Origin of the sequence: Polynucleobacter sp. JS-JIR-II-c23, assembly GCF_035011225.1 — a bacterium.
GTDB lineage: Bacteria > Pseudomonadota > Gammaproteobacteria > Burkholderiales > Burkholderiaceae > Polynucleobacter.
The window spans coordinates 831,145-843,112 of the sequence record NZ_JAYGQT010000001.1 but is presented as its reverse complement, the minus strand read 5'-3'; the positions used below and the strand labels follow the sequence as shown (position 1 = coordinate 843,112).

General features: G+C 44.9%; 12 protein-coding genes. 4 read left to right on the top strand and 8 right to left on the bottom strand.

The features are described from left to right. Positions 1 to 2 precede the first annotated feature (2 nt). Genes VC159_RS04395 through VC159_RS04385 form a run of 3 tightly spaced genes read right to left on the bottom strand, consistent with a single transcriptional unit; the run spans position 3 to position 3,570 of the window. The gene (locus VC159_RS04395; RefSeq protein WP_323472857.1) at positions 3 to 605 is read right to left on the bottom strand and encodes a hypothetical protein; all 603 of its coding nucleotides are present in this window, start codon (positions 603 to 605) and stop codon (positions 3 to 5) included. 8 nt (positions 606 to 613) lie between these two features. Beyond that, a complete protein-coding gene (locus VC159_RS04390) occupies positions 614 to 1,852 on the bottom strand; it encodes a sialidase family protein (RefSeq protein WP_323472856.1) in 1,239 nt (412 codons plus the stop codon). Next, positions 1,849 to 3,570, bottom strand: coding sequence for an ArnT family glycosyltransferase (locus VC159_RS04385; RefSeq protein ID WP_323472855.1), 1,722 nt, complete (start codon positions 3,568 to 3,570; stop codon positions 1,849 to 1,851). Before VC159_RS04385 ends, VC159_RS04390 begins: the two co-directional genes overlap by 4 nt. Positions 3,571 to 3,751: 181 nt before the next feature. On the opposite strand from VC159_RS04385, the gene VC159_RS04380 reads away from it, so the two are divergent. From VC159_RS04380 to VC159_RS04370, 3 genes are all read left to right on the top strand, one after another. Further along, positions 3,752 to 4,084: a c-type cytochrome gene (locus VC159_RS04380; protein ID WP_323472854.1), complete on the top strand. Its 333-nt coding sequence runs from the start codon at positions 3,752 to 3,754 to the stop codon at positions 4,082 to 4,084. Between the two features lie 14 nt (positions 4,085 to 4,098). Further along, positions 4,099 to 5,373: an NAD(P)/FAD-dependent oxidoreductase gene (locus VC159_RS04375; RefSeq protein ID WP_323472853.1), complete on the top strand. Its 1,275-nt coding sequence runs from the start codon at positions 4,099 to 4,101 to the stop codon at positions 5,371 to 5,373. A 107-nt stretch (positions 5,374 to 5,480) separates the two neighbouring features. Further along, a complete protein-coding gene (locus tag VC159_RS04370; RefSeq protein ID WP_323472852.1) occupies positions 5,481 to 5,939 on the top strand; it encodes a phosphate-starvation-inducible protein PsiE in 459 nt (152 codons plus the stop codon). A 4-nt stretch (positions 5,940 to 5,943) separates the two neighbouring features. Here the strand turns inward: VC159_RS04370 and VC159_RS04365 are convergent, their stop codons facing one another. Beyond that, a complete protein-coding gene (locus tag VC159_RS04365; RefSeq protein WP_323472851.1) occupies positions 5,944 to 7,353 on the bottom strand; it encodes a TAXI family TRAP transporter solute-binding subunit in 1,410 nt (469 codons plus the stop codon). A gap of 86 nt (positions 7,354 to 7,439) precedes the next feature. On the opposite strand from VC159_RS04365, the gene VC159_RS04360 reads away from it, so the two are divergent. After that, positions 7,440 to 8,141, top strand: a complete 702-nt coding sequence (locus VC159_RS04360; RefSeq protein WP_323472850.1) for a pirin family protein — start codon at positions 7,440 to 7,442, stop codon at positions 8,139 to 8,141. Positions 8,142 to 8,162: 21 nt separating this feature from the next. Here VC159_RS04360 and VC159_RS04355 read toward each other — a convergent pair whose 3' ends face one another. The 4 genes from VC159_RS04355 to VC159_RS04340 are packed head-to-tail and all read right to left on the bottom strand — an operon-like array spanning position 8,163 to position 11,898. Further along, positions 8,163 to 9,146, bottom strand: coding sequence for a tripartite tricarboxylate transporter substrate binding protein (locus VC159_RS04355; protein WP_323472849.1), 984 nt, complete (start codon positions 9,144 to 9,146; stop codon positions 8,163 to 8,165). A 27-nt stretch (positions 9,147 to 9,173) separates the two neighbouring features. Further along, positions 9,174 to 10,223 (bottom strand): Ldh family oxidoreductase, encoded by a 1,050-nt coding sequence (locus VC159_RS04350; RefSeq protein ID WP_215357219.1) that lies wholly within the window; start codon positions 10,221 to 10,223, stop codon positions 9,174 to 9,176. A 6-nt stretch (positions 10,224 to 10,229) separates the two neighbouring features. Continuing rightward, positions 10,230 to 10,964 (bottom strand): GntR family transcriptional regulator, encoded by a 735-nt coding sequence (locus tag VC159_RS04345; protein WP_215357228.1) that lies wholly within the window; start codon positions 10,962 to 10,964, stop codon positions 10,230 to 10,232. Between the two features lies 1 nt (position 10,965). Next, complete coding sequence (locus VC159_RS04340; RefSeq protein ID WP_323472848.1) at positions 10,966 to 11,898, bottom strand: SMP-30/gluconolactonase/LRE family protein; 933 nt, start codon at positions 11,896 to 11,898, stop codon at positions 10,966 to 10,968. Positions 11,899 to 11,968 lie beyond the last annotated feature (70 nt).

Sequence of the window (11,968 nt, the reverse complement as noted above, 5' to 3'; positions counted from 1 at the left end):
CCCTAACCTGGTCTGAACAAATATCCAGAGCGGGCTTTGTCCCTTTTCCTTCTATACATCATGCCAATACAGGCGCATATAGCCCAGATGGCCAAGAATGGATCTAGCAAGTAATCCCAAAGATTGGCAGACTCATGCCAATGGGCTGTCCAAGCCAGAATGGCGATAGCAATAATCCATACGCCCTTCGTCCAATTCGCCAAGCCGCACACTGCGGCAAAAAATAGAACTACGGCTAAGAATGGTATGGATCCGTAACCCCATGTATAAGGGTCGATCATGCCCAAGCCCAAGGCAAATGGATAAAAACATAATGCGATGATTGCAACGGTAAATTTGAACACAATCGGTGCGGGCTTATTGGCTGGTAGCAAAGAGCCCCACAACAATAAAGTCAGCACGATGCTCAGATCACCAGTCAAGCCACGCACATAGGCAACCAACGGTAAGTTCATACCAAATGGCCAAAATAGAATGCTTCCCATCAGAAGGACTAAAAATACTTTTATAGCGAATGGAAAAGTATTTGGAGAAAACTTTTGCAAGATCCAAACACCTACTACCGCACAAGAGATAGATAATTCAATCAAAGCTATGATTTGCATAAACTGATTCATTGCTGTATCTCCTGATGAGCCGTATCTGCTTCAGCACTACTTACTTGCTGATAGGCATGCTTTAACCAAGCACTAGAAAAAAAACGATGCCGAATTTTCTTGCGATCCCAGGTGTATACCAAATGCGCATCGTCACCGTCTACGGTGATTAAGTAAGGGTATGAGAATTCTTTACGTTGAGCCTCAGGCAAAGTCTCATCATCCTCTAATACTTCAACGGTTTGCCACTGCCCAGATTTGACATCGCTCATCAATAAGACCAGGCGATAGCGCCCATTTTCAATATTATTTAAAACCAAAATACGAGCGCCATTTTTTAACATGAGTCCTGCAACCGCAGAATTCGGATTTGCTATTGCCAAATCTTCTGAATGTTGCCATGTTTGACCCGCATTTTGGGTATGACTAACCGGGATTTGCTTCGGTAAGCCAGAGCTTCGTGTTTGTCGAAAATAAGCACTGGCATCTTGCGCGTCATTGACAAATACGAGCGGCTGAATCGCTCCGCGTCCAGAGCTCATACGACGTTTATCGATTACTTGACCTGCCTCTATTCTTATAAACTCGCCAAAACGCCCTATCCATTCATGATAGACAGGCAAGCCTAGTAGGCCATCAGCGAACATCACATTAGGGGATTTCACGAGGGTACTTAAATTGAGCAATGGAGAGCTAATCAGACGCTGTGGATTGCTCCATGTCAAACCTTCATCATCCGAAGTTATGGCAGAAATTGAGCTACCCGCCCAACCACCAATAGATACAGTAACAAAGAACAATTGCAGACGACCATCAGCCAATCTAGCCGGCACTGGATTGCCTAACTTAGCGATATAACGTGAAAGCCCCTTTTCTGCGCTAATGCGATCTATCACAACAGTGGGCGCACTCCAGCTAGAAGACTTCGGGTCATATACGGAGCTGTAGATCGATACATCAGCAGCACCTTCGCGACTACCGGCAAACCAAAATGCTCTCACTGCACCATCCTTGAGGGCAATCATTGAAGCTGCATGGACTGAGGCAGCGCCAGTATCAGGAAGCCAATGTGATTGAGGCGCGGGAATGTTGATCTTGATGGGACCTTTTGTCTTTGTTACTGCTGGCTCATCCAGAACTTCATCTACCTGGAATGCAGGAGTAGCAAATGGCGCCCACACTGGGCGACTATCAATATGCAGAAAGCCAATCACTGCAGCAAGCAACAAAAAACAAAGAGCAATGACACGACTCATCTACAAACATCCTTTAAGTTCGATAAATCTGGGTTCGCTACCGGTGTAGAGATCAGGTATTCATTAACAAATAAATGTTTACCAATCCGCCCCATCAACATTTCCTGAATTTCTTCGTTTGAGTGACGGGCCCTCATCTCCATTCTTTGCCCAACAATCTGACAAGAATCACAGAGTGTAGGCTGAGCACCCAAAGAAGTATGCACCGCAACTAAAGGGTAGGCGGATGTCAGAGTTACGACATCACTAGCATCTTTCGCTAAATAGCCATGCAGTTTTGCACCTGGCAGCAACAATCGATACTCCTCATCCTTGGCTCGATAGTCACAAGGAATCCAAACATCCCTGCCTTGCAACTGAGCAATCGTTTCTGCCGAGTAGCGCCCTAAGCTCCCTTCTAATGGAGCAAGACTACTAGTCAACCCGCAATAAACCAAAAAGCAGGCTGCCAAAGAAATGGTTTTAGTAAAACGTCGATTCAGTAAGCCAAGCAAGACCAGCAATATTCCTGCCGCCATGAGAATCCAATGACAATAGGAGTAAGTCCATGCGCCAGCATCACTCATAAATTGTGAGAACTGAAGATTGATACCAATCCATAGCAAGAGCGATAACACTAGTAATTGCAAAAGCAAGGCAATGCGGAAGCCCCATAAAGGCAACTTATCCCAATATAAGGCAATTAGCGCCGCAAACGCTGGCATCACTGGCAAAAGGTAACGACCTGAACGCTGACTAGGTAAGCTGAACACAATGAAGAACGCTGCTATCAAGAGCAGTAATAGAACCTCTTCTAAATTCAGAAAGCGACGTGCACGCCAGCATTGCATCACACTCGATATCAATACAAAGCTAAATAAGCCTGCATTAGCAATCGTCGTCAAAATTAAAAGCCAAATGCTGTCTCCACCGCGCAGTAAATCCATCAAATAACTAGACTGGCGAGCAGCAAACTTACCGGCATTCTCGCCCAGTACAAATTCGTTCCAAACAGCCACTGGATATGGGTCCATGGCAAACCACAAGGCAAATACGCCTAGGGCAAGCACAGAAATCAAGATCAACTTATATAGGTCGCGGATGAGTACCTGAGGAATACTCCACTGCCGCCAGCGCCAGTAATACAGCCCCAAAGCAAAAGTAGCAGGAACGATGTAGGCAAAAGATTTGGCAAATAGCGCAAGACCAAAACAAACCCCCGCCATCAATGGGAAAAAGAATTTAGATTCAAACGCACTCTTACCCCAATACAAAATCGCCATAAATGGTAGCGATACCCAAAATACTTCTGGAGGATCCGCTAAGAATGGTCGACCATAGCGATAGGTTGCAAAAAAGGAGAGCCAAACTAATGCTGCCAATATTCCAGTTTGCGTTTTGCCACTGAAACGTCGGACTGCTAAAAATAAGAAAAATGCCGTTAGTGCGGTATATAAAATACTAGGCCAACGCAAATTTGCCAAACTCCATTCGCTTGCCCAATGCGTACTAGCGATACCCTGCCAAAAAATCAATGGCGGCTTAGTGTTTTTAATGCCATCCATTTCAGACTGCAGAGGCAGCCATTGGCTCGACTCCGCCGTCATGCGCACAATATGCATATAGGGGTACTCATCACCGTTTTTTGGCGCAAATCGGCTATCCAAACCATAAAGGTAGGTAAATACACCTAAAAGGAGTATCAATAAGGCGGAACGGTAAGAGAATGAAGCTCGCATAGCTATAGTTTATAGGGCTTATGGGAAACTCAATTAAAACCAAAGTTGGCCATATTTTCGAATGAGCTTATGAAAAATGGATCTGAAATGAATAACCCATTGCAACGCCTTCTTGATTAAGATGCTAAAAAAGCAATGTACAACTTATTACCCAGAAATATTCCGAACGGAGATAGTCTTTATGCGAGCAAAGCATTTAAAACCCGCAATCCTTTTATCCATTTATATTGCCATTAGTCATTGGAGTGGCTCTGCTCTTGCCCAAAACACTGATGCCAGTAATTTATACAAAAGTGGGCTAGCCGCCACTTGTGCAAACTGTCATGGAACGGATGGCAAGGGTGTGGTTGATGGTGGGATGCCGTTGATCAACAACCTTACTAGCGAACAAATATTGACTCAACTGAAAGCGTTTAAATCTGGTGCACGTGAAGGCACCATCATGCCTCAACTAGCTAAAGGCTACTCAGACGAGCAACTCGAAACCATTGCCAATCAACTTGGCAAAAAATAATAAGGAAGCACATCATGGATCGTCGACACTTTATTGGGAATAGCGCAGCTGCCATCGGTTTACTTGCAGGCTTCACTGGCCAAGCGAAGGCCAATTTACAAAAAGCAGAAATCCTTGTGATTGGCGGGGGTTATGGCGGTGCTACCGCTGCTAAATATTTACGCTTGTTCTCTAACAATACTGCTAAGGTGACATTGATTGAACCAAACCCTACGTTCATTTCCTGTCCGCTCTCAAACTTGGTTGTTGGTGGTTCACGTGCCCTCTCTGATATCACAAGCTCTTATGACAACCTCAGCAAACGTCATGGGATCAAGATCATTCAAGATAGTGTTACCAGCATGGATCCTGATAAGAAAACCGTCAAGCTCGCCTCTGGAAAAACCTTGCGCTACGATAAGGCTGTAGTTTCACCTGGCGTTACCTTGATGATGAATAGCATTGAGGGACTTGCACAAGCCAATAAAGCTGGCGTCACACTCCAGGCCTGGAAAGCGGGTCCTGAAACTACCGCTTTACATAAACAACTCGCCTCTATGCGTGATGGTGGCACTTTTGCCATCAGTATTCCGGAAGCACCGTATCGCTGCCCTCCCGGCCCTTATGAGCGCGCTTGCCAAGTCGCAAACTATCTCAAACACAATAAGCCAAAGTCTAAGGTGCTGATTCTGGATGCTAATCAAGATGTCACCTCAAAGGGCGCTCTATTCAAAAAGGTGTGGGCTGAGCAATATCCAGGATTGATTGAGTACTTACCAAAACATAATGTGGTGGCAGTAGATGCAAAAACCAAAACAGTTAAGCTTGAAGTTCAAGATGATATTAAGGCGGATGTTTTAAATCTATTGCCTGCAATGAGCGCAGGTGAGATTGCTGTTAAAACGGGCTTAGCCAACTCTAATGGTCGCTGGGTCAATGTAAATTTCCTAAACTTTGAATCCACCGCGCAAAAAGATATTCATGTTTTAGGGGATTCGATTCAGGTCGCCTATGCAATGCCCAAATCAGGTCATATGGCTAACCAACACGCCAAGGTAGCTGCCGCTGCCATTGTGGCGGAACTCAGTAATTGGGAAGTAAACCCCGCACCAGTTCTCACCAATACCTGTTATAGCTTTGTAAATGACCGAGAAGTGGTTCACGTCGCCAGCGTCCACCAGTACATTGCCGCAGAAAAAACTTTCAAGCCGGTTCCGGGATCAGGCGGCCTCTCTCCAGCGCCATCCACTCTTGAAGGGGTTTATGCCTGGGGCTGGGCTCACAACATTTGGGCAGATAGCTTGGGTTGATCCAAGTCAATACTTCTAAAAAAAGGGGCCTTAGCGCCTCTTTTTTTGTTTACATGGCCTCATAGATACCTATACTAAACAAAACATATTAAAAACTCGGAGGCTTAATGAACATGACCCCAACCTCGCCAAAAGATGCATCCAAATTAGAGGATGCTATTGAAAGATGGACTGTCCCCATCGGCAATTTGTTTGTCTCTTTATTTCATCGAATTGCACTATTCGGAATCGGTGCTGCAACTGTTTGGTCAGCAGCTGTTGCGTTCCTGGGTATGGTCAATAAAGGATCGGCTTCAATCGAAGATCTGCTCTTGCTATTTATCTATCTCGAAATTGGCGCCATGGTCGGCATTTATTTCAAGACCAATCATATGCCGGTTCGCTTTTTGATCTATGTAGCGATCACTGCCGTTACTCGCCTCATCATTGACTTGGTTAATACCAAGCACGAGGCTGATATGGCGATCCTCTTTATGGGGCTTACCATTCTCATTTTGGCTCTGGCTAACGCAGTCGTTCGTTACGCTTCATTTAAATTCCCCAGCAGAAGTGGTGATAGCGAATAAAGCTCTATAAGTCAGGATCAATGCCTTCATCAAATTGATAGGGGTGTACGCCCCTATTCAAGCAATTACGCACGTAATCAATGCTGGCGCGCAAGGCATAGTAGTCACCAGACAGGCGCTTAGAAACTTTAATATTTAAAGCTTGATACTCAAGTAAATTAAGCCTCTTTAGATAATCATCCCGCTGTTGATCATCAAAACCATTGAGCAATTCTTGCTCCAAAGATTTTAAAGAGCCATATAAGCGATTGATCTTATTTTGCATGCGCTTAGCGCGATATCCTGGCAGTGCCTGCAAAAGCGGATAACCCAATACACAGAAAGGTAGCAATACAAAAATGAGGCGATTAATGAGCTCAGCCACCCAGAACGGAAAATAGGTTACCAATAAGGGGTAATTATTTTTCTCGTAATGAATTGCGACAGGACTTTCAGGCAGCATGGAATCTTTAAATGATGGAAACTCTCCGCGCTCAGAAAAGAAAGATTCTTTGCCGTTAATCTCTCTAGCGGCCTCCAAAAATAAAAATTGAATAGCTGGATGCATGCGATCATCGATGAGAAGATTTGTTGTAGTAGCCAAAAGCTTAATATCAGATGGTGGAAAGTTACGCGGCAAATTCAAGGATCCTTGGGGGACATCCAAAATATTGAGATAAGACATTAATTTGACATAGGCTGCTGCACGTTTAAAAGTGACTAAATGCAAGGACTTATCGTTCAATAAGGCCTGTACATTGGGAGCATCATAGGAATCCACAATAAAGGTGCCATCTATCTCGCCCGCCTGCAGCGCTTTCACCGCATCATGCCCAGCAAGATTGAAAACTTGCACCCCTTTTTCATAGCCGGCGGCCTTCAGTATTTTGGTTGACTGAGCATAGGTGCCGCTGCCCTCAATTCCCACAGAAATCTTTTTATTAGCAAAATGTTGAAGTACGACACCAACCGAATCGGACTCGGTAGACTTTAGCTCCGAACCTCGATAAAAAAACCAAACAGGATCATAGGCAATAGCACCCAAGGACTGAATACCAGTCACCTCTTTGGCATGATCAACCCCAGCTTGAACAAAGGCTACTTGTACAGGGTCGTTACGATCCGATAAGCGATCAATGTTTTCTTGCGCCCCCGTAGTAGCTACGAGCTCGAGAGTAATTCCCTTTGCCTTGAAAAACTCTACATACTTTTTCCCTAGGGCTTCGTATGAGCTGCCCGATGAACCGGTAGCCATGAGGACGTGTCTGGGAGGGGGCGGATCTGCATACCACCAGATCCCCATCAGTATTGCTAGCAAGAGAATGAGGAGTGGCCAAGCCTCTTGCAGGAACTGGGTAAAGTCATCCCACTTCTCCCGAGCGCTCTCAGAAAGCCCTAAATACGTTTCTGTTATGTCTTGTTTAAAGCTTCCCATGTGCTACCGATCGGCAAATATCATTAAAGCTAATGATAATAGGCTTATTCTGATTCTTTCAATTAGACTTTTAACACCCCAAAAACATGATAAATCTTAGAAAATCCCAAGATCGCGGCTATGCTGACCATGGCTGGCTGAAGAGCTTTCACTCTTTCTCATTTGCTGGCTACCACGACCCCCGTTTTATGGGCTGGGGAAATCTGCGCGTCATTAATGAGGATCGCGTGGCTGCAGGAATGGGTTTTGGCAAGCACAGCCATCGCAATATGGAAATTATTAGTTACGTACTATCTGGAGAGTTGGCGCACGAAGATAGTATGGGCAATATCAAAGGTATTCCACCCGGGGATGTCCAGCGTATGAGTGCAGGTAGTGGAGTTACACATAGCGAGTTCAATCACGCCAAAGATCAGACTACTCATTTTTTACAAATCTGGATAGAGCCCAATGTTTTAGAAATTGAGCCAAGCTATGAACAAAAATCCATCCCAGAAAGAGAAAAAGATGGCAAGCTGCGCATCATTGCCTCCCCTACCGGAACTGATGGTGCTGTGAAAATTTATGCAGATGCCAAGGTATATGCTGGACTCTTTGATCAAGGTCAATCATTCGAACTAGCACTAGACCTCAATAGAAAATTCTACGTTCACCTTATTCGCGGTTCACTTGATGTGAATGGCCACGTTTTAAACAGCGGTGATGCCCTCTTAATACAAGATGAAAACCAATTAGCACTCTCTCATGGAAAAAGCGCCGAAGTCTTGGTATTTGACCTCAGCGCTTAGCGTATTTCTGAAGGGCCAGAGTTAATCTAACTTAATTTTGGCCTTTTCAATTACTGTTTTCCATCGAGCAATGTCTGAAAAATACAGGTCTGAGAATTGCTGAGTATTCATTGGGGCAATTTGTACTCCAGCCTTTTGAAAGCGATCTTTCAGCTCAGGGGTTTCTAGGATCTTCAAAATAGAGTTATTCAGCTCCTTGATAACGCCTTGAGGCGTTTTGGCAGGCACAAAGACTCCCTGCCACAAAGCCATCTCGTAACCCTTAACTCCCGCCTCCTGAATCGTTACCAACTCTGGAGCGCCACTGAAACGATTTTTACTAGTGACAGCCAGCGCCCTCACCTTGTCGCCTTTATACAAAGGGAGGCCTACTGGCATGCCTGCGAAATAAAAGTCGATCTGCCCACCCATCAAGTCTGTAGCAGCAGGTGATCCACCTTTATACGGAATATGAATCGCCTGCAATCCAGTAGTAGCTAAAAATAATTCACCAGCCATATGATCTGAATTACCAATTCCTGAAGAGCCAAAACTCAATTTACCTGGCTCGGCTTTAAGCATTGCCATTAAATCTGCAACACTCTTGGCTGGTGAGTTGTTATTGACAATCAGAATATGAGGGGTTGCCGCGACCCCAACGACCGGCAATAAATCTTTTTGGCCATTGAACGGCAGTTTTGGATTGGCTGCCACATTAATAGCCAGGCCATTTTGTGCGAACAAGATGGTGTAGCCATCAGGGGCGCTTTTTGCTACCGCATCCGCTGCTAAGCTTCCTGCTGCGCCGCCACGATTCTCAACAATAATAGGCTGCTTTAAAGCAATGCTGAGATCATTGGCAATCATCCTGCCGACAATATCAGTAGAGCTTCCTGGCGCATAACCAATCATCATCTTGATCGGTTTATCAGGGTAGGCAGCCCAAGCTGCCCCCGCAAATACTGGAACAACCGCCGGAACAACTACCGCACTTATTACTATGTTTTTTATTAGTTTTTTAAACATATGTCTCCTCCAGTAATTTAGTATTTTTTAAAACGTTAAAGCGGGGATGCCGCATTCCTGAGCGCAAGCATTCAATGCCTCTAGCAGCTCGGGCGAGACAGGGATACCCCTTTCACTTCTCTCTGCCATTGTTTTTGCTGCGCCTTCACCTGGCACACGAATCTCTTTAACGCCAGGCAATGTTGACGAATTTTTTAAATCGTTCACTAAAGCAATTACTCTTTTAATAAACTCTTCCGTGTTACCAAATGCACTTGGATCGACTGCAATAATCGTTTGCCCCGTATTTGTAACCAAGTCGTGGTGAGCATTGAAATCAATTGTGCCCTTGCCAACTGCTGCATTATTAAGTGCGCCTGCAAGCAAGCCAATCATGACTGCTAAGCCATAACCCTTATATCCACCAATGGGCAATAAAGATCCTTCGGCAGATTTTTTAGGATCCGTTATTGGCTTGCCCTGGCGATCAATCATCCAATCGTCTGGAATGGACTCACCCTTTTGCGCAGCTACTTTTACTTTTCCGTAGGCCGCTACAGTAGTTGCAATATCCAAAAGCACTGTTGGCCCATCGCCTGCTGGCACCGCAATCGCAATTGGATTGGTTGATAACAATAAGTCAATGCCGCCCCATGGCGCCATATGATTTGCATTACCAACAGCCATATAAATACCAATGTAGCCCTGCTCCGCTAACTTACGAACATATACCGAAGCGGCGCCTGAATGATTGCCGTAGTGACTACCAATCCAACATACGCTGTGCTGCTTCACTTTTTCGATAGCGAGGTCTACGGCTCTATTCATGACCAAGTGCCCTAAGGCATTATCACCATTAATTAACGCAGTTGCACCCTGCTCACGCTCAATATGAATATTGGGATTCAAATTCACGCCACCAGCCCGAATTCTTTTTAAATAAGCCGGCAAACGGAAAATGCCATGACCATCCGCACCAACGAGATCAGACTGCACCATCAGACTGGCAATGATGTCTGCATCACTTGCAGGAACTTTCTCTGCTTGAAGTGCGCTCGAGATAAAACGCTCTGCATCAGTTATAGATAAATAGTTCATTCTGATTTAAGCCTCTGAGCTCGCTTTAAATTCCATGCTGTAAACATATTTATTCTCCGGATGATGCGTTACTGTCACTTCAAATAATTTATCCTGGTCATCAAAATAGCGGCGAATAATGACTAGACATGCAGTGTCAGGCTTGATGTGGAGTTTTTCCGCAATTTCTGGCGACACTTGAGAAGCATATACATCTACCTCCGCCCTCTCGATACGAGCGCCATATTTTTCCTCAATCTGCTCGTACACCATTACCTGGGTATGTTCTGGATCTTTTGTCAACGAAGCAAACTGGGGCAATATATAAATATCCGTCCAGGCTATGACCTCCTCTGCCTGTTGGCGCTTTCGAATTCCGCCAATGTGATACCAAGATGATCCAATCGGTGCGCCAACAATCTGACTTAGAGACTTATCTAGCTCAATGAATTCTTCGACTATGTTCTGACGATAGGTATCCCGTGAATAACTCAGAATATCAATTGGAGAGTTATAGCTTTGGGTGAAACGGCGTAAGCGCTGTCTAGACACCACCTTTGTAGGCGCGCCTTGATGGCGATAAATCAGGCCATTAGCTTCCAGAATTTGTAGTGCATGCCGCAATGTATGCCGACTAGACTGAAAATCCCGACAAAGATCCGCCTCGGCAGGCAAGACGGATCCCACTGGCCAATCACCGTTATAAATACGCTGCTCTAGCGTTTTGGCTAGAGACTTATATAACGGTGATCGTTCACTCAATTTAAGAAAGTCCAAACATTTTTTTACCAGCAACTGGCAAACGTGCTTTTAGAATATCACCAGATAAAGACTCGGTAATGTAGAGATCTTTTCCGTCCGCTCCACCAAAACACATATTAGCCAAATGATGGTGATGTGGGTTCTCAGAGTAGATCAAGTGGGTTGGCAGCATATTGTTATCAAATCTCCAGATTCCAATACCAAGGTGACATACCAACAAACCATTTTCTGAGTCCATTTCAATACCATCTGGACCTGCCACGCCACCCGTTAACTGTATCGCTACACCTGTCTTGGAAACGGAGCCGTCAGCCATCAAAGGCAATCTCCAGATTTGCTGAGATCTAGTGGCCGCTACGAATACATGCTTTTCTTGAGTATTCAAAGTAATGCCGTTTGGGCTTGGCACATTAAGCGCCAAACGATCTAATTGACCATTGGCACGCAATCTAAACACGCGACCAGTTGGATCGGCAATACCGGTCTGACCTTGATCTGTGAAATACAAATCGCCATTCGAGGCAAAGTGAAGATCGTTCAAGCCTTTAAAGTTTTCGCTATACATTGATACCAAAATGGTTTCAATTTTTCCAGTTTTTGGATCTAGCGCTAGCAAACCTGCTTTGTAGTCGCAAATAAAAGCACGACCATCTTTATGAAACTTCATACCGTTTGGCCAACCATCATATTGAGTAATCAGCTCCCACTCGCCCTTGGTGTCAATGCGGAAAATGCGGCCAAAGGGAATGTCAACAAACCATAAATTACCTTCACGATCGAATGAAGGCCCCTCTAAAAAGCACTCAACCTCTGCACCTTGACGATTAGGATCGGACCATCCGGTACGGGATTTTTTGCGAAACTTCTCTGGCATGGTTGAAAACACTTCCGTTTTAATTTTCTCAACGGGCTGGAAAGGGTTATGCATCGTCATGGGGAGATCTCCTAGGGTAAGTTATACGGATAAGTACGTTTTATTATTAAACAATTAAACCATAAATAAT